17 protein-coding genes, 1 pseudogene and 1 riboswitch are annotated in these 16,836 nt (G+C 68.8%); of the genes and pseudogenes, 2 read left to right on the top strand and 16 right to left on the bottom strand.

Features of this window, described 5'->3' with window-relative positions; genetic code table 11:
- Positions 1 to 93 precede the first annotated feature (93 nt).
- On the top strand, positions 94 to 1,737 hold the full coding sequence (locus ABD269_RS16795; protein WP_344118596.1) for an alpha/beta hydrolase: 1,644 nt from the start codon (positions 94 to 96) through the stop codon (positions 1,735 to 1,737).
- Here ABD269_RS16795 and ABD269_RS16800 read toward each other — a convergent pair.
- The 7 genes and pseudogenes from ABD269_RS16800 to nicT form a co-directional block, all read right to left on the bottom strand.
- Entirely contained in the window at positions 1,712 to 2,083 is a 372-nt protein-coding gene (locus ABD269_RS16800) for a nuclear transport factor 2 family protein (RefSeq protein ID WP_344118597.1), read from the bottom strand. The genes ABD269_RS16795 and ABD269_RS16800 overlap by 26 nt on opposite strands.
- 218 nt (positions 2,084 to 2,301) lie before the next feature.
- Positions 2,302 to 3,966, bottom strand: coding sequence for an FG-GAP-like repeat-containing protein (locus tag ABD269_RS16805; protein WP_344118598.1), 1,665 nt, complete (start codon positions 3,964 to 3,966; stop codon positions 2,302 to 2,304).
- An 88-nt stretch (positions 3,967 to 4,054) separates the two neighbouring features.
- Complete coding sequence (locus ABD269_RS16810; protein ID WP_344118599.1) at positions 4,055 to 5,233, bottom strand: transglycosylase family protein; 1,179 nt, start codon at positions 5,231 to 5,233, stop codon at positions 4,055 to 4,057.
- A 143-nt stretch (positions 5,234 to 5,376) separates the two neighbouring features.
- A complete protein-coding gene (locus ABD269_RS16815) occupies positions 5,377 to 6,717 on the bottom strand; it encodes an FG-GAP repeat domain-containing protein (protein ID WP_344118600.1) in 1,341 nt (446 codons plus the stop codon).
- A 647-nt stretch (positions 6,718 to 7,364) separates the two neighbouring features.
- A complete protein-coding gene (locus tag ABD269_RS16820) occupies positions 7,365 to 8,354 on the bottom strand; it encodes a helix-turn-helix domain-containing protein (RefSeq protein ID WP_344118601.1) in 990 nt (329 codons plus the stop codon).
- Between the two features lie 250 nt (positions 8,355 to 8,604).
- Positions 8,605 to 8,700, bottom strand: a pseudogene (locus tag ABD269_RS35380) (IS5/IS1182 family transposase); the annotation flags it as partial.
- A gap of 61 nt (positions 8,701 to 8,761) precedes the next feature.
- On the bottom strand, positions 8,762 to 9,895 hold the full coding sequence (gene nicT / locus ABD269_RS16825) for a Nickel transporter NicT (RefSeq protein ID WP_344118602.1): 1,134 nt from the start codon (positions 9,893 to 9,895) through the stop codon (positions 8,762 to 8,764).
- 33 nt (positions 9,896 to 9,928) lie between these two features.
- A riboswitch (cobalamin riboswitch) is annotated at positions 9,929 to 10,121 on the bottom strand.
- An 80-nt stretch (positions 10,122 to 10,201) separates the two neighbouring features.
- Here nicT and ABD269_RS16830 point away from each other — a divergent pair.
- Positions 10,202 to 10,567 carry an ArsR/SmtB family transcription factor gene (locus tag ABD269_RS16830; protein ID WP_344118603.1) on the top strand — a complete coding sequence of 122 codons (366 nt, stop codon included), beginning with the start codon at positions 10,202 to 10,204 and terminating at the stop codon, positions 10,565 to 10,567.
- 23 nt (positions 10,568 to 10,590) lie between these two features.
- Here the strand turns inward: ABD269_RS16830 and ABD269_RS16835 are convergent, their stop codons facing one another.
- From ABD269_RS16835 to ABD269_RS16875, 9 genes are all read right to left on the bottom strand, one after another.
- The gene (locus ABD269_RS16835) at positions 10,591 to 11,640 is read right to left on the bottom strand and encodes a cation diffusion facilitator family transporter (protein WP_344118604.1); all 1,050 of its coding nucleotides are present in this window, start codon (positions 11,638 to 11,640) and stop codon (positions 10,591 to 10,593) included.
- 150 nt (positions 11,641 to 11,790) lie between these two features.
- Entirely contained in the window at positions 11,791 to 12,216 is a 426-nt protein-coding gene (locus ABD269_RS16840; RefSeq protein ID WP_344118605.1) for a winged helix-turn-helix domain-containing protein, read from the bottom strand.
- Between the two features lie 60 nt (positions 12,217 to 12,276).
- Positions 12,277 to 12,645 carry a VOC family protein gene (locus ABD269_RS16845; protein ID WP_344118606.1) on the bottom strand — a complete coding sequence of 123 codons (369 nt, stop codon included), beginning with the start codon at positions 12,643 to 12,645 and terminating at the stop codon, positions 12,277 to 12,279.
- Positions 12,646 to 12,708: 63 nt separating this feature from the next.
- A complete protein-coding gene (locus ABD269_RS16850; RefSeq protein ID WP_344118607.1) occupies positions 12,709 to 13,089 on the bottom strand; it encodes an ArsR/SmtB family transcription factor in 381 nt (126 codons plus the stop codon).
- Entirely contained in the window at positions 13,086 to 13,451 is a 366-nt protein-coding gene (locus ABD269_RS16855; protein WP_344118608.1) for a hypothetical protein, read from the bottom strand. The genes ABD269_RS16850 and ABD269_RS16855 overlap by 4 nt, the downstream gene beginning before the upstream one ends.
- Before the next feature lie 52 nt (positions 13,452 to 13,503).
- The gene (locus tag ABD269_RS16860; RefSeq protein ID WP_344118609.1) at positions 13,504 to 14,205 is read right to left on the bottom strand and encodes a winged helix-turn-helix domain-containing protein; all 702 of its coding nucleotides are present in this window, start codon (positions 14,203 to 14,205) and stop codon (positions 13,504 to 13,506) included.
- A gap of 40 nt (positions 14,206 to 14,245) precedes the next feature.
- Entirely contained in the window at positions 14,246 to 14,506 is a 261-nt protein-coding gene (locus ABD269_RS16865) for a hypothetical protein (protein WP_344118610.1), read from the bottom strand.
- A gap of 86 nt (positions 14,507 to 14,592) precedes the next feature.
- Entirely contained in the window at positions 14,593 to 14,922 is a 330-nt protein-coding gene (locus tag ABD269_RS16870) for a hypothetical protein (RefSeq protein WP_344118611.1), read from the bottom strand.
- A gap of 78 nt (positions 14,923 to 15,000) precedes the next feature.
- Positions 15,001 to 16,653 carry an NRAMP family divalent metal transporter gene (locus tag ABD269_RS16875; RefSeq protein ID WP_344118612.1) on the bottom strand — a complete coding sequence of 551 codons (1,653 nt, stop codon included), beginning with the start codon at positions 16,651 to 16,653 and terminating at the stop codon, positions 15,001 to 15,003.
- Positions 16,654 to 16,836: the final 183 nt, after the last annotated feature.

Here is a 16,836-nt window from a genome sequence, read left to right on the forward strand (position 1 = left end):
GGGCCGACAGTTCCAACTCCATGTCAGTAACAGCTTGATAACGTCCCGTCAGCGCCCTAGCTGTAACATTTCACACATCACATCATGCCCTCCATGAGAAAAGTCATCGCACTGCTCTCGGCCGCCGCGGCCGTCGCAGCCCTCACGGGAGCGTCCGCCGGAGCTTCGACCGGCGCCGCCGTCCCTGAGGGTGCCGGACAGGGCAAGCTCGTCTGGAGCTCCTGCAGCGACACCACCACGCCCGCCTTGCAGTGCGCGCTGCTCGACGTGCCGGTGGACTACGGGGACCCGCACGGTCCCAAGATCAAGATCAAGCTGAACCGGCTTCCCGCCACCGCGCCCGAGGGCAAGCGGCAGGGCCCGATCCTGCTCAACCCGGGAGGCCCCGGGGACTCCGGGCTCTGGATGCCCGCGTACATCTCCGGGCAGCTCCCCAAGGACGTCGCCTCGGCCTACGACTGGATCGGCTTCGACCCGCGCGGCACCAATGGCAGCGAGCCCCATGTCATCTGCGACGCCCACTACTTCGACGCCGAGCGTCCCGACTACCAGGTGAGCCAGGGAACCTCGAAGTCCTGGCTGAAGAAGGCGGCCGGATACGCCGCCGACTGCGCGGCCAACTGGTCCTGGCTGCTGCCGCACATGACCACCGTCGACAACGCCCGCGACATGGACAGCATCCGGCGGGCGCTCGGAGCGCCGAAGATCAACTTCTATGGCGGCTCCTGGGGCACCTCGCTGGGCTCCACCTACGGCCAGCTCTTCCCCACGCACGTCCGGCGGATGGTGCTGGACAGCATCGTCGGCCCCACCATCAGCTGGTACGACCACAACATCCTGCAGGACAAGGAGCACCAGCGCCGCTTCGACGCCTTCGCGGCCTGGGCGGCCAAGGCCGACTCCGTCTATCACCTGGGTACGGACGCCGCCACGGTCGAGAAGGCGTACCACCAGGTCGAGACGGCCCTGCGGACCGACCCGGTGGACGCCGCCCCGGCCTCAGGGAAGATCGGCCCCGCCGAGTTCGAGGACACCTTCTACGGCGGTGGATACAACTTCCTGCGCTGGCCCCAGATGGCCACCGCACTCTCGGGCTACCTCACCCGGCACGACACCCGGCCCCTGAGCATCGCCTACAACCGCTACGCGGCACCGGGCGCCGACGACGGCACCTTCCCGGCGTACAACGCGGCGCAGTGCACCGAGAACGCCTGGCCGCGCGACTGGGAGTTCTGGAAGAAGGACCAGGCCAAGGTCAACGCCGTCGCACCCTTCTACACCTACAACAACATGTGGTACAACGCTGCCTGCATGTTCTGGCCCTACCAGGGCAACCCCGCCGGCCGCACGAAGATCACCGGTAAGGGCCTGCCGCCCGTCCTGCTCTTCCAGGCCACCGAGGACGCGGCCACCCCGTACGAGGGCGGGCTGGCCATGCACGACGCGCTGCCCACATCGAAGCTGGTCGTCCAGACCGGCGGCAGCTTCCACGAGATCCTCTTTCACGGCAACGCCTGCCTGGACGACACCTTCACCGCCTATCTCCGTGACGGCAGTCTCCCCAAGGGCGGTGGCCGCATCGCCAAGACCTGCGCCCCCGAACCCGAGCCCACCCCCGTCTACGTGACCCCGCCGCCGACCCCTGCCACCAAGAACACCACCCCCGCCGCACCCCTTTCCCCGACCGCACCCGAGGCCGTCCACGGCCTCTTCAGGACGGTTGACGGGCTTCGGTGACGATGGTGTAGAGCTCGGTGATGACGCCGTCCTTGCAGTGGGCGATGTCCATTCCGCTCACGACGGGCGGTTGGCCGGCCGGACCGTACTGGAAGCCGAGGTGGCCGAGGTCGTCGTTCACGGACACGGGGCCATCGGGTCGGAACACCCAGTCCGGGGTCTGTACACGCAGCTCGGTGGCGCGCTGGGCGAGAGCCTCGCGGCCACGGATGACGCGGTCGGGTTCGTGCCACACGACGTCCTCGGCGTAAGTCCGGGTGATGGCCGCGCCGCGGCGCTCGGGGTCCGGTTCGTTGAAGACGTCGAGGAGGTTGCGACGCATCAGGTCGGCGATGGTGCTGTTCATGGGCGGTCCTTCGGGATCGTGGCGGCCGGCATCATCGTTCGGATGCTCGGATGCTCGGATGCTCGGATGGGGGGTCCGGGAAACGCCTTGTCGGCTCCGTTTTTGGAGGCTTCATCGAGCGGCACGATAGCGACTTCGACGACCCCCACCTGTGCGCCGTCACAATCCCCAAGTCGGGTAGCCGGGTCACCGTTGCCATGACCCGGCCCCCTCGGCGCTCAGAACAGCAGCTCCCCCGACGGATAGCCGTTGCCGATCTTCTTGCGGGGGCCGTAGCCGCCCTTGCCGTCGCCCTGGTGGGACCACAGGTCACCTGACCCGTCGCGGCCGACCAAGTCGGGCCGGCCGTCGCCGTCGAGGTCGCCGGGGGCGGTCAGGGCGGAGTGCATCTGCCAGCCACCGCCGAACTTCTGCCTGGGGGCATAGCCGCCGTTGCCGTCGCCCTTGTACAGCCACAGGTCGCCGGCCGCGTCCCGCCCGATCAGGTCGGGACGGCCGTCCCCCGAGAAGTCGCCGGGCGCCAGGAGATCGGTGTAGACCTGCCAGCCGTTCCCGATCTTGACGGGCGCGTCGTAGCCGCCGGCCGAGCCCCGGTACAGCCACAGGTCGCCGGCCGTGTCCCGGCCGATGACGTCGGGGCGGCCGTCCCCGGAGAAGTCACCTGGTGCGAGGAGGGTGTCCATCGTCTGCCAGCCGCTGGAGACCTGTACCCGGGTGCCGCCCGAGTAGGTGCCCGTGTCGGGGTCGGCCGGGTAGCGCCACAGTGCTCCGGCCTTGTCGGCAGCGATCACGGTGTTCCCGTCGTGCGCGGCCAGCCGCATCATGTTCCAGCCGGTGCCCACCTTGCACGCGCCGGTGACCGTGCCACCCGGCCGGCCCGCGTAGCGGAAGAGGCCGCCGGCCGCGTCCCTGCGGAAGACGGTGCCCGCCCATGGGTCGAGCGGTCCGCAGTCGGCCCAGTACGCCGCGCCGCGCAGCAACCGGTGGTCGGAGACCTTGGTGTCCAGCGGGAGTACGTCGGCCTTGACGCCCTTGAAATCGCGTGCGGAGAGGAAGAGATAGTCGATCTTCCGCTGGCCGAAAGTGGCGTCGCCGGAGCGGCAGCGGCTCCTGGAGGGTGCGCAGGCGCCGGCGAAGTGGTCCTTGTCGGTCTCGTCGGCTTCCAGGAAGGTGCCCTGGCCGCCGTCGCCGATGCCGGTGTCGTAGAACGTGGAGAGCGAGGCCGACCGGGGCTGGTCGTTGAAGTCGCCGCCGAGGACGACGGGGACTCCTGCGTTCTCCCACTCGGCGGTCTGAGCCGCCAGCTTGCGGGCCTCGGCCTCGCGGTGGGTGGCGTCGGTCTCCCAGTAGAGGTGCACGGAGCACGCCCAGTTGACCCGGCTCTGGACGTAGCTCTTCACGCAGGGGCTCTTGATGGGCTCGTTCTCGCCGCCAACGGTCAGGTCCAGCACCTTCGTGTCGGTGACGGGGCCCTTGGTGAGGATGGCCATCCCGTAGTCCGCGCCGCCGCACACCGCATCCTTCCCGGCCGGCGCGGGCCGGCCCGGAAGTGTCGCCGTGTACAGGCCGTGGAAACCCAGCGGGGCCAGTCTCTTCTCGATGGCGTCGTACTGCGGCCGGCACACCTCCTGGAGGAAGACCTGGTCGGCGCCCCAGGTGCCGACCGCGGCCTCGTCGACCACGGTGTCGATGCGGCGCTGATCGTCATACCCCTTGGCGTCGCTGCACATGTTGCCGCAGATGTTGTAGCTGACGAACCGCAGGGGCGGGGCGTTGCCGGCGGAAACGACATCCGCCCGGGAGGTCGGTGCGGTCACGAGCCCGCCGGCGCACATCGCCAGCAAGGAACCCACGGTGACCACAAGGGAGTTGAGGCGTCGCAAGGTGACTCCTGTGGAAAGCGGTGGACGGAAGGAGGGAGGAGAGCCCGGGCCCGGAACGAGGCGGCCCGGGCCCGGGAGGGGGCGCTCGCTACCAGTTGGTGCCGATCTGCACCCGTGAGCCGCCGGTGAAGCCGGGGCCGGCGTAGCGGTAGAGCTTGTGGTCGGCGGGGTCGATGGCGAGCAGATCCGGCACGCCGTCACCGGTGACGTCGCCGATGCCCGTGATGCCGCTCATGGCACCCCAGCTGCTGCCGATTTTGACCTTGGTGCCGCCGTTGTAGTTCGGGCCCGAGTAGCGGTAGAGGTCACCGCTGCTCTTGTCCACGGCGATGATGTCGGCCGTCTTGTCACCCGTCAGGTCGCCGACGCCGACGATGGTGGAGTAGGTGTTCCACCCGTTGCCGATCTTGACCTTGGAACTGCCGTTGTAGTTCGGGCCCGAGTAGCGGTAGAGGTCGCCCGTCTTCGTCTCGACCGCGATGATGTCCGGCACTCCGTCACCCGTCAGGTCGCCGACCGCGGTGATGTTCGCCATCGAGTCCCAGCTGCTGCCGATTTTGACCTTGGTGGCGCCGTTGTAGTTCGGTCCCGAGTAGCGGTACAGGTCGCCGCTCTCCTTGTCGACGGCCAGGATGTCCGCCACGCCGTCGCCGGTCAGGTCGCCGACGCCGACGATGTCGCTCATGCCGTTCCAGCCGTAGCCGAGCTTGACGCGCGAGCCGCCGCCGAACGACGGTCCCGAGTAGCGGTAGAGGTCGCCGGTCTTCTTCTCGACCGCGATGATGTCCGGCACCCCGTCGCCGGTCAGGTCGCCGACCGGAGTGAGGTTGGCCATGTTGGACTGGGGGGCGGGGGGCTCCGCCGGGAAGGGATCGGCGTGGTCCCCGGCGAGACCGGCCCCGGCGCCGCAGGTTCCCCAGGCACCCGCACCCTGCGTGGCCAGGATCTTCTCCGCGATCCGTATCTGCTGCTCCTTGGTCGCCTGGTGGGGGTAGGCGGCGTACTGCGTGCCGCCGAAGGCGTCCCAGGTCGGCTTCCAGATCTGCAGACCACCGTAGTAGCCGTTCCCGGTGTTGATGCTCCAGTCGTCGGTGGACTCGCAGTGCGCGACCTTGTCCCAGGTGGCGACGGAGGCGGCGAAGGCCGGCGGCGCGGCGAGCAAGGAGACGCCGAGCGCGGCGGCCGGGACGGCCGCCAGGGCGGCCCGCAGGGACGTACGAAGGGATCGGTGCCGCGGCGGTACGGAGGCGGGCGACTGTGCGGACAAGGTGAACCTCGGTTCTGTCTCAGGTGGGGAAAAGAAGGCGCGGGATGGGAAGGCCGGGACAGGAAGACGCGCTGCGCGCCGTCCGGCGGCGGACGACTCGTCCGCCGCCGGACGGAATGGTGAGGCGAAAGGCGTTACGCCTGTTACCAGTTGGTGCCGATCTGCACTCGGGAGCCGCCGGCGAATCCGGGACCGGAGTAGCGGTACAGCTTCTGGGTCGACTGCTCCACGGCGATCAGGTCCGGGATCTTGTCACCGTTCAGGTCGCCGACCCCCGCCATATTGATCATGGAGCCCCAGCTGGTACCGATCTTCACCTTGGTGCCGCCGTTGTAGTTCGGGCCCGAGTAGCGGTACAGGTCACCGGTCTCGTTGTCGACGGCGATGATGTCGGCCACGCCGTCGCCGGTCAGGTCGCCGACGCCGACGATGGTGGAGTAGACGTTCCAGCCGCTGCCGATCTTGACCCTCGAACCGCCGTTGTAGTTCGGGCCCGAGTAGCGGTAGAGGTCGCCCGTCTTCGTCTCGACCGCGATGATGTCCGGCACTCCGTCACCCGTCAGGTCGCCGACCGCGGTGACGTTGGACATCGAGTCCCAGCTGCTGCCGATTTTGACCTTGGTGGCGCCGTTGTAGTTCGGGCCCGAGTAGCGGTACAGATCGCCGCTCTCGGCGTCCACGGCGATGATGTCGGGCACGCCGTCACCGGTCAGGTCACCGACGCCGACGATGCTGCTGATCGAGTCCCAGCCGTAGCCGATCTTCACCCGGGCGGAACCGCCGGTGTAGTTCGGTCCCGAGTAGCGGTAGAGGTCGCCCGTCGCCGTCTCCACCGCGATGACGTCGGTGATCCCGTCGCCGTTCAGGTCGCCGACCGCGGTGACGTTCGTCATGCCCTTGTCGGGCACGGTCGCCGGCGTTTCGAGGACGCGGTTGTAGCGGTAGGGCTTGAAACCGCCGTTGTTGATGTAGCTGCGGGAGTAGGTGGCCTTGCGGGCGTTGGTGCCCGGTCTGGCGTGCTCCATGATGTTGGCCGTCGTGTGGCTCGAGTCCGTCCAGCCGGTGAAGAGCACGACGTGGCTGTCGATGTTGTTCAGCGCGTCGCCGGGCTGGAGGTCGTCCAGACTGCCGAGCCGAGTGGAGTACTGGGGAAGCGTCCAGGTGGTCGCGCTGGTGGGCAGGTGCCAGGCCATGGACACCAGTCCGGAGCAGTCGGTGCGGTAACTGCGCCCCTGGAGGTCCGGGTAGTAACCGGACTGGCTGTAGGGGACGCCCTTGTCGATCCAGTACTGCACCCGCTGGATCATCTCGGTGCGGCCTATCTCACCGCCGACCGTCGAGGTGGCTGCGGCGGCGGCCTTCACCGTCGCCGCCCGCGGGGCGGGCGCGGCCTGGGAAGGGACGGTGACGCTCAGGACGACGGCGCCGAGCACCGAGGCCAGCAGAGCCGAGCGGACGGCGGGCCGTCGTACGAATACGGACATGCGGGATCTCCTTGAAAACGGAAACGGAAAAGGGCAAGGGCTGAGGCAGGTGGGAAGAGTGCGGAGCACAGGCCGCAGCAGAGGATCGACGCCGCGCGGAAGCCGGGTACGGCGCGATGCGGCAGGGTGAACCGGGGAGGGGGCACGCAGGCCCGGAGGAGGACCGGAGGGATCCAGAAGTCCCCGGCGGAGAAAGGTGCGACGCGCGTTCCCCGGTGCCGGACCGGCCGGGAACATCCCCGCATTGGCGGCGCGTCAGATAATCCGGAAGCCGTCGCGGCGGCCGGAGCGCCGACCGCGGTTCAGGCGGAGGGAACCACGGTGCCGCCCTCCCCGGCGGTGACAGGGCCCGCCGCCGGGGTCGGCGTCGTCACCGTCGGGAACAAGGGCCGGTGGCTGTCAGCGTGTGCTGTGCCGGAAAGGACGCCGAGCCCGAGCACGGTGGTGGTGGCGAACGGCATGGCGGTGCGTCGGGCCTGCAAGGAAATCCCCCTGGTGCTGTGAATGTTCGTCGTGCCGCGGCAGGATCACACGACGCACGGGGCCTCCCGGTTCCCCTGCGCCTCCTCCGTGCCGGCTGTTACCCACCATGTCGGACACACTGCCGGAAGTCGTTCGCACAGAGCCCACAGTTATTGGCAATCAGTTCACACTGTTGGCTCAGGACCGCAGAGGGCTTGGAGCCGGTAGTCCCTGGGCGGCATGCCGTAGGCGGTGCGGAAGGCGCGCGTGAAATCGCCGGCGCGGGTGAAGCCCCAGCGAGCGGCGATCGCGTGGATGGTGGCGGAGCTCATCGCGGGGTCGGCCAGGTCGCGGCAGGCGCGTTCCAGGCGCTGGTGGCGGATGAAGGCCGCGACCGTCTCGTGCTCGGCCTGGAAGAGGCGGTGCAGATAGCTGGTGGAGATGTTGTGCACGGCGGCGATCCCACCGGGGGTCAATCGCGGGTCGTGAAGGTTCCGCTGGATGTGGGACCGGATGCGCAGCACGAGAGTCCGGCTTCGTGTTTCCGGCGGAAGGGACCGATCGGCATCCAGAACGTGAGCGAACAGTGCGGACAGCAGGTCGATCACGACCGTCCCCAGACGCGGGCCGTCGGACGGCCGGTAAGGACTGCTGTCCGTCGTCAGCTGAGTGAGGAACTGTACGAGCAGGGCGCCCAGCCCTTCCCGGCCGGACAGTCCTCGGGCGAACAACCGGTCCATCTTGTCCTGCGGCAGGTGCAGCAGCGACTTGGGGATTTCGATCCCGATCCCCGAGAACAGATCCGGGCCGTTGGCGGAGAAGACTTCGACAGCTCGTGAGCTGTCGAAGATCTGTATCTCATAGGCGCCGTACACGGCCTTCTGGTCGGACCAGGAGACCCGGTTGGTCCCGGAAAGGGGAATCCCGATGTGGTACTGCTCGGGGTCGGACCGGCGTATGAGCTTGGGGGTCCTTCTGAAGCGAAGGCTCTGGTGGGTCGTGGGCCAGACGTGGAGCGCCCCGAGCTCCAGCACCCGCTGATACGCCTGGTAGTCCGCAGCGTCTTCGCTGTGCAGGTCCAGCGGCGCGTGGGTTCGGCCGACGCGCTCGCACCAGGAATCGAACCGGATCTCGGGAGGCAGACGGTCGGTCCGGAACTCGTTCTCTATCAGCATCCGTTTTCTCCCTCTCATGGTCTCGGCACTGTCCCCGCCGCTCCCCGGATCAGGCGCCGAGGGGGCAGACAGCAATTCTCGGTGCAGTCCCCGGAACTCTGCCGTCCGGTACCGTTCAGCCATGTGGGCGCCCGTCCAGCGGGCGCTGGCGTTGCGCGGGCACCGCAGCTTCGCCGACAACCTGTTGGCCCCGTTGTACGCGTTGAACGTGGGCGACCCGGCCGCACTCGGCGTCGGGCGGGCGGGCGAGTCACCCTTGCAGCGATAGCCGAATCGCAGCAAGGGTGACCGTGCCCTGGAAGACGTACGCCCTCTGGTCGTACCGCGTCGCCATGGCCCGGACTCCCGAGGAAGACATTGACTGCCCCCGGACCATCGGGGCCTCTGGCACCGGTCGGTGCCTTGGTTCAACTCGATGTCGGCGGGCGGTGCTTCCACCGGTGCTCGACCTTGGCCAGGCGCCAGTAGCCCAGGGCGCAGGCCCATACCGCGATGAAGAGTCCGACGATGATGAAGCCGACGTTGTTGAGGTCGATGCCCGAGATCCAGTCGGTGACCGGGTCGTTCAGCGCGAGCTGGTCGTGCAGGACCCCGACGAGCTCGATGGTGCCGATGAGGAAGGCCACGGCGATCGAGAGACCGGTGATGGTGAGGTTGTAGTAGACCTTGCGGACGGGGTTGGAGAACGCCCAGTGGTAGGCGAAGTTCATGAAGGTGCCGTCGAGGGTGTCGAAGAGGCTCATGCCGGCGGCGAACAGCAGCGGCAGGCACAGGATCGCGTACCAGGGCAGCCCGGCGGCGGCGCCGGATCCGGCCATCACCATCAGGGTGACCTCGGTGGCGGTGTCGAAGCCGATGCCGAACAGCAGACCGACCGGGTACATCTGGCCGGGTCGGCTGATGGATTTGGTGAGGCGGCCGAGGACGCGGTTGAGGAACCCGCGGTTGTCGAGGTGTTTTTCCAGTTCGGACTCGTCGAACTGTCCGGCGCGCATGGCCTTGAAGACGCGATGGATGCCGGCCAGGGAGGCCAGATTGAGCGCGGCGATGAGGTAGAGGAAGCCGCCGGAAACCGAAGTGCTGACCACGCCGAGGGTCTGATGGGCACTGGAGTTGTCGTTGGTGAGTGTGCCCACGACCTTGGCTCCGGCAGAGATGAGGCCGGCGAGGACGACGACGATGGTGGAGTGGCCGAGGGCGAACCAGAAGCCCACCGATATAGGGCGTTTGCCGTCGGCCATCAGCTTGCGGGTGGTGTTGTCGATGGCGGCGATGTGGTCGGCGTCGAACGCGTGCCGCATGCCGAGGGTGTAGGCGGTCACGCCCAGGCCGAGGCCGAAGACCTGATTGCCGACGGTGTAGTGGTGCGGGGCGACCATCGTCACCAGGATCCCGAAGGCGACGACGTGGAGGGCGGCTATCACCGCCAGCAGCCCGCCGGTGCGTATCCAGTCCTTGCGTTCCCAGCGGATCACCGGAGTGGCCGGGACGGCCACTGCATCGGCGACGGACGGTGGGGGAGCGTTTTGGGGCAGGGACATTTCGCGGCCGCCTCTCCAGCACCTCGTGGATGGTCATCGTGCGGTGCCGTGGCCGGTCTCCTGGCTGACGGGTCGAACGCCGATGCACCGGCCTTCCAGGGCGGGGTGCCCCGTGGCTTTCCCGCTCGCGCGGGGGTGAGTGGTGCGTCAGCTTCCCGATCACAGTGGCGAGGGCCGCTCCGGTCTCACACCGGTCTTCCCGAACACCACGGCGGGAACACCGTATTGGCCGAGAAGCATCGGCTGCAAGCCTGCAAAGGTATGCAGGTATCGATTTTTTACACAGCAACGGGTAAGGATGGGATCATGCATCTGATCCCCGAGGGGCGTACGCGCCGAAGCGCGATCGACGAGCACACGGTCTGTGACGCCATTGCGGGCATCGGTGACCACACGCAGGTACGTGCCTGGGCGGAACGATTCGGCTTGCTCTCGGACCCCGGGCGCCTGTCCCTTCTGCTCGCCCTGCACCGGGCCGGCCCCATCGCTGTGTCCGACCTTGCCCTCGCCACCGGCATCAGGGACACCGCCGTGTCCCAGGCCCTGCGCCTGCTGCGCGCCTCCGGCACCGTCCTGGCCGAAAAGGACGGTCGCGTCGTCCGCTACAGCCTCCGCGACCCGGAGATCGCCGCCCTCCTCGACAGCCTTCCCGCCGCCGGACCGATGGTCTGAATCCTCAGGCGGGGACTGGATGATCAGGCCACCAGGTGGTGGGCGAGGGCGGCATGGGGGTCGGCGCCGTCGCTGGTGTGGTCGATGTGCACGGTCGCGGCGGTGAGACGGGGGACTGTGTGGATGAGGGCGTGCTCGGCGGCGACAGCGAGGGCGTGGGCCTGGACGACGGTCAGGTGCGAGTCGACGATGATGTCGGCCTCGGCGCGCAGGGCATGGCCGATCCAGCGCATACGGACCTGACCGACGCCGCGGACACCGTCCACGGTGTGCAGTGTCTGCTCGGCCGTGTCGACGAGTTGAGGATCGACGGAGTCCATGAGTCGTCGGTAGACCTCGCGGGCGGCGTTCCGCAGCACCATGAGGATGGCGGCTGTGATGAGCAGGCCGATCACCGGGTCGGCCAGGCGCCAGCCGAGGGCGGCGCCGCCTGCGCCGAGAAGGACGGCGAGGGAGGTGAAACCGTCGGTGCGGGCGTGCAGCCCGTCGGCCACCAAAGCGGCCGAGCCGATCCTGCGGCCGGTACGGATGCGGTACCGGGCCACCCACTCGTTGCCGATGAACCCGGCCACGGCTGCCCCGGCCACGGCCCACAGATTCGTGATGTCCCGGGGGTTCAACAGCCGGTCGACAGCTTCGTAGGCGGCCAGCGCGGATGAAGCGGCGATGGTGAGCACGATGGCGACGCCTGCGAGGTCCTCGGCACGACCGTAGCCGTAGGTGTAGCGGCGGTTCGCCGCGCGGCGCCCGAGGACGAAAGCGGTGCCCAGTGGCACGGCGGTCAGGGCGTCGGCGCCGTTGTGGATCGTGTCGCCGAGCAGCGCCACCGACCCCGACAGCGCGACGATCACTGCTTGGACCACTGCGGTCGAACCCAGGACACCGAGCGAGAGCCAAAGGGCGCGCATGCCCTCGCGTGAGGTCTCCATCGCGGCGTCGACCTTGTCCATGGCCTCATGGCTGTGCGGGGTCATCAGGTGGGCGAGCTGGTGCCGTATTCGTGCCCACCTGCCGGTACGGCCCTGGTCATGTGTGTGGCCAGGGCCGTGCGAGTGAGTGCGGGTGCCTGCCATGTGCCCACCGTGGCATACCAATTCGATTGCGGCTACAACCGTCGTACTCCTGCTGACCAGGTGCGATGTCGTCGCACCTGCTGAGGCCGGGCATCTGTGCAACGAGGGCCCGGGAGAAAGCTCAGGTCGGTCGCCTCTGGGCAGGTGTGCTCAGGGTGCCGCTCTTGATGGGTCGTATGTGTAGCCGACGTTGCGCACGGTGGTGAGGGCGGCGCGGTGTTCCGGTCCGAATTTGCGGCGGAGGCGGGCGATGTGGACGTCGATGGTGCGGGCGTCGCCGACGGGTGGCCGGCCCCATACGGCGCTGATGAGCTGGTGGCGGGTGTGCACTTGACGGGGGCGGGAGGCCAGGTGGGCGAGGAGTTCGAACTCGACGTACGTCAGGTCGAGCTGTCGTCCGCCGATGACGGCCGTCCGTTGCAGCCGGTCGATGACGAGGGCTCCGGATTGGACGGGGAGGGGCGTGGTGAGCCGTGGGGAACGGGGTGCCGGGCCACCGGAGGGACGCGTGTCCGCCGGGGCGGCGGACGGGCAGCCGCTGTGGAGGCGCTGGAGTCGGGGGTAGCTCAGGTACATGGCTGCTCCTGGCGTGCTGGGCGGAACAGGGGAAGGAGAGAGAGGGGCCGGGGCGGGTCGTCAGGGTTTGGGCTCCAGGAATTCCAGGCGGTTGCCGACCGGGTCCTGGCTGTAGAAGCGGCGGTATCCGGGGAGGTTGTCGTCCCAGACGACCTGGGCGCCGTGGGAGGCGAGCCAGGCGGCGAAGGCGTCGATGCCGGTGACGCGGAGCCCGGGGTGGGCCTTGGCCGAGGGGCGGAACGGCTCCTCGATGCCCAGGTGCAGCTGGACGCGCCCGTCGGCGGCGGTGAACCAGCACCCGCCACGGGTGGCGAGGACGGGTGGCTTGGGGACTTCCTTCATGCCGAGGGCGTCGATGTAGAAGGCGCGCAGGAGGTCCTCGCTGCCGGCGGGGGCTGCGAGCTGGATGTGGTCAAGTGCGGTGAGCATGTCGGGGCCTTCGCTGGTGTGCGGGTGATCGGGGGCTGCGGTGCCAGGGGCGACATGGCCGTATTACGTGCCCGTGGCCTGTCGGCCGACGAGTGCGGCCTCCTCCAGCAGCCCTGGGACGTGCTCGTCCGTGGTCCGGTAGAACATGCGCGTCCCCTCGCGGCGGGAGGTGACCAGGCCCACCGCCCGCAGTCGTGCCAGGTGTTGGGAGACCGCGGCGTAGTGCGAGCCGACCATCTCCGCGAGTTGTCCCACCGACTGTTCCTTCTGGTTCAGCGCCCACAGCAGTCGGAGCCTGGTCGGATCCGCCACGGCCTTGAGCACCACGACCATGCGGACGGCTTCGAACGGGTCCGGCGCCGCGGTCCGGCCGGCCGCGTGGCCGGTATCCGTACGGTTCCGGTGCGGTGCTGTCGCGGTGGTGCCGATGCGGGTGGGGTTCACGCGACGGCCTCCCTGCTGAGCTGGCGAGCCTGCGCGCCGTGCAGGCTCCAGTGCAGGTCACGTACGTCGCTTTCCGCGGACAGTCTGGTGATCAGCTGTTCCAGGAGGACGACGGCGGGGCCTTCGACGGCGAGGGTGACCCACACATGGACCGCAGAGTCATGGTCCTGGCTGGTGCGCAGGCCGAGCAGGTGTATGCCGGGCTTGAGGCCGAGTACGCACAGGGCCCGCACCTTGGCCTCGTTCCGGGCGTCGCACAGCGCGTGCACCGTGGCACGGGAGCCGGGGCCGACGGCTCCGGTCCGAGCGACGCGGGCGGGCGACCCGGTCGTCCTGTGCAGGTGTCGGGGAAGAAAACGCATGGTGGCACCCCCTCTTGGGTACGTCCCGTCGGGCGCCGACGGGGTGGACGGATCAGTGGGCACCGTGCGCTCGCGGTGCCGCCTTCGTCGGGTCGAGTACGTATCCGGCTTGTCCCGCGCTCATGACGACGGCTCCGTAACGGTGGCCGAGCTTGTGGCGCAGGCTGCCGATGTGAACGTCGACCGTGTGCTTCTCGCCCACGGCGCACTGCTGCCACACCAGCTGCATCAACTGATCGTGACTGAAGGGCCGTTTGGGGTGGGCGAGGAGGTGGGCGAGGAGTTCGAACTCCATGCAGGTCAGTTTGACCGGGCGGCCGAGGACCGAGACGGTGCGGCGTTCGAGATCGACGACGAGGCCGTGCAGTCGGTGCACGGGGGCTCGCGGAAGTTCCCCGTCGTCGGAGTGGGGTTGCAGGGGCAGTTGGTTCAGGTGCCAGTGGAGGTCGCTGACGGCGGGTTCGAGCCAGACCAGGGCGAGCAGCTGCGACAGGGCCGCGGTGACGGGCCCTTGGGTCGCGAAGGCCGCCTCCAGGAGTGTGAAGCCGGGCTTGTCGCTTCGGCTGGACATCTCCGTCAGACGGACGTCGTCGCCGGTCAGGGCTTGGGCGAGCCGTTCGCGTACGCGGGGTTCCCTGTCGCTGTCGCACATGACGTGCGCGACGCCGTGCAGGGGAGAGTCGGTGGTCGTGTGCTGGGCGGTGTCGATGAGCCGCTCGACGGTCTCCAGCAGCAGGCCGGCCGGGAAGGACATGTCGGCGTCTCCTCTCTGTTTCCAGGGGAGTTGGGCTGGGTCAGTGGGTCAGGTGCCAGACGGCTTCGAGGTGCCGTCGGCCGTCGGGGCCGGTGACCATGTGCCAGTGGGCGTGGGGGCGTTCGGGCTGGTCGTGTGCGGCAGCTCTGGGGGTGGGCGCCGTAACGGGGGCCGCGCGCAGGACGGTGCTGTCGAGGGGGCTGTCGGCGATGCGCCGGACGGCTGTGGCGAGGAAGGCCAGGACGGTGCCGTGGCGGCGCGTGGAGCGCTGGCGCGTGTGGATGGCGGTGAGGACGGACATGTGAAGGTCACCTCCGTGAGGTGGCGCGCCTGCGGGGAGGCAGGGGGCGGCCAAGGGATGGTGGAACGTTTCGGCAGAGAAAGCCCTCAGGCGCGGGACAGCGCGGCGGCTCCGGCGATGCGGTACGCGGCGGGCAGTGGCAGTCCGGTGAAGCGGGCGAGCCAGTGGGCGTCGTGGCCCTGTCGGGCGAGGATGTAGGCGAGGTGCACGCGCGGGTCGTAGGCGGCGTGTGCGGCATAGGGCCGGGGGCAGGTGCTGGAGTCGTCCAGCCGGTAGTCCCGCTCGGGCCCGTCACCCAGGATCAAGCTCACGTGCAGGCAGACGTGTTCAGCGGGGTCGGCGTGGTGGTGACCGGTGGCATGCGGGCGTCGGCGGGCCGGAGCGGTGAGCTCGGTGGCGTGCGGGAGAAGGCGCACGGTGCACTCCTTTCCGCTAGGGAAGTGGCTGGTGCGGTGGCAGCGGGCGGGTACGGCCCGCTGCCACCCGGGGACGGGTCAGTTGCCCATCGCGAGCTGCACAATGCGGACGATCACCAGGATCATCGCGACGAGCAGGTACGTACGCAGGGCGGTCACGCCGACCTTGCGGCCGGTGGAGATGACGGGCTTGGGGAGCTCGTCCAGCGGAGGCATCCGCCAGGCCTCCTTGCCCGTACGGTCGATGACGCGCCCCGTGCGGGCCCAGCCCTTGCGCCGGCGGCGGGTCTCGGCGTAGCCCAGGGCGAGGATGCCCGCGACACCGCAGATGGCCATGATGTCGAGAATCGCGGCGGAGGTGATGCCGGGGAAGAGGACGGCCGCCGTCAGGATGATCGACAGGGTGACGAGGACGGCGACGACCAGCGAGGTGAAGGCGTTGGTCCAGCGGCCGTTGACCCAGGGGCCGAGGACGGCCTTGTCGTTGCAGAGCAGGAGGAGGAAGACCGAGGCGGAGGGGAGGAGGACACCGGCGAGGGTCTGGACGCCTTCGGTGAGCAGGCCGAGCGGTGAACCAGGAATGATCACGATGATGGCGGCGGCCAGGATGACGCCGGCGAAGATCGCGTAGAACCCCTTGGCACCCTTGACCCCCCGGTGCAGGGAGTGCTTGAGGCCCAGCACGTCACCGAGTGCGTAAGCGGTGGAGAGTGACACGGCGGAGGCACCGATGATCGACGCGTCGAGCAGGGCGATGGCGAACAGTACTCCAGCCGCCTTGCCCGCGTAGGCCTCCAGGCCGTGGGCGATCCCCGCGGCGTCGTCGAAGTTGCCGAACTCCTTGGTGCCGGTGAAGGCGGCGGCGGTGAAGCCCATCATGGCTGCGGCGCCGATGACCACGATGACGATGCCGAGCCACAGGTCGGCCTTCTCGTAGCGCATGAAGCGCGGGGTGATGCGCTTGTCGATGACGTAGGACTGCTGGAAGAACAGCTGCCACGGGGCGACGGTCGTGCCGACGATCGCGATGATCAGCAGCATCACGTCGGAGAGCTGCGAGCCGTGCGGCATGCCGGGGACGACGAAGTCGTGCGCCATCTGAGAGGTGGCAGGGTGGGCGAAGAAGTAGATCGGCACCAGCAGCAGAGATCCGGCGCACAAGATGACCGCAGTGCGCTCGAAGCGACGGAAGGACCCGGTGGAAGCGGCGACGATCACGACTGCTGCCGCGACGAGCACGCTGGCCGTCTTCGGCAGCCCCAGATAACCGACGGCAAGCGTGACACCGATGAACTCGGTAACAATCGTAAGGGCGTTGAGCAGGAACAGGTCGATGACCGAGAACGCGCCCCAGAACTTCCCGAACCGCTCCAGGATCAGCCGCGCGTGCCCCACCCCGGTGACCGCGCCGAGGCGCAGGACCATTTCCTGGTTGACATAGAGCACGGGGACGAGCAGGAGCAGGGTCCACAGCAGGGTGGTGCCGTAGTTCTGTCCGGCCTGGCCGTAGGTGGCGAAGGCGCCGGCGTCGTTGTCGCCGACCATCACGATCAAACCCGGGCCGATGATGGCCAGGAGCGTCTTCAGCTTGGCGGGTATGCCCCGGCGCGGGGCGTTGTCGCCCTGCTTGATGGTGCCCAGCGCGCCGCGGATATCGCCGACGTGGGCGTCGTCCAGTACCGCGGCACGCGGCTGCGGAACGGCCGGACTGGTGATCGTCGTTTCGGTCATGACGGACCTCCCGAGCCCCCCGGCGGGGGGAGGTGGTGGGGCACGCGGCAGCAATCCCCCCTGCGAGCGCGCAGCCCGACGGCCCGGGGCGGCATCAGGCCGCACGGGTGCCAGGGCAATCACGCGAGTACGCGCAGAGAAGGTGGTTACCGCATGCCGAGCAGAAGCGGGGACAGGCGGAGA

Source organism: Streptomyces blastmyceticus, assembly GCF_039521185.1.
GTDB classification, from domain to species: Bacteria; Actinomycetota; Actinomycetes; order Streptomycetales; family Streptomycetaceae; genus Streptomyces; species Streptomyces blastmyceticus.

Bases quoted from the DNA above. Each gene is read 5' to 3' on its own strand.
- ABD269_RS16865 (WP_344118610.1), bottom strand. From the start codon at position 14,506: ATGTCCGTCCTCACCGCCATCCACACGCGCCAGCGCTCCACGCGCCGC.
- ABD269_RS16845 (WP_344118606.1), bottom strand. From the start codon at position 12,645: ATGCTCACCGCACTTGACCACATCCAGCTCGCAGCCCCCGCCGGCAGC.
- ABD269_RS16860 (WP_344118609.1), bottom strand. From the start codon at position 14,205: ATGTCCTTCCCGGCCGGCCTGCTGCTGGAGACCGTCGAGCGGCTCATC.
- ABD269_RS16815 (WP_344118600.1), bottom strand. From the start codon at position 6,717: ATGTCCGTATTCGTACGACGGCCCGCCGTCCGCTCGGCTCTGCTGGCC.
- ABD269_RS16875 (WP_344118612.1), bottom strand. From the start codon at position 16,653: ATGACCGAAACGACGATCACCAGTCCGGCCGTTCCGCAGCCGCGTGCC.
- ABD269_RS16835 (WP_344118604.1), bottom strand. From the start codon at position 11,640: ATGGCAGGCACCCGCACTCACTCGCACGGCCCTGGCCACACACATGAC.
- ABD269_RS16840 (WP_344118605.1), bottom strand. From the start codon at position 12,216: ATGTACCTGAGCTACCCCCGACTCCAGCGCCTCCACAGCGGCTGCCCG.
- ABD269_RS16800 (WP_344118597.1), bottom strand. From the start codon at position 2,083: ATGAACAGCACCATCGCCGACCTGATGCGTCGCAACCTCCTCGACGTC.
- ABD269_RS16820 (WP_344118601.1), bottom strand. From the start codon at position 8,354: ATGCTGATAGAGAACGAGTTCCGGACCGACCGTCTGCCTCCCGAGATC.
- nicT (WP_344118602.1), bottom strand. From the start codon at position 9,895: ATGTCCCTGCCCCAAAACGCTCCCCCACCGTCCGTCGCCGATGCAGTG.
- ABD269_RS16830 (WP_344118603.1), top strand. From the start codon at position 10,202: ATGCATCTGATCCCCGAGGGGCGTACGCGCCGAAGCGCGATCGACGAG.
- ABD269_RS16795 (WP_344118596.1), top strand. From the start codon at position 94: ATGAGAAAAGTCATCGCACTGCTCTCGGCCGCCGCGGCCGTCGCAGCC.
- ABD269_RS16855 (WP_344118608.1), bottom strand. From the start codon at position 13,451: ATGCGTTTTCTTCCCCGACACCTGCACAGGACGACCGGGTCGCCCGCC.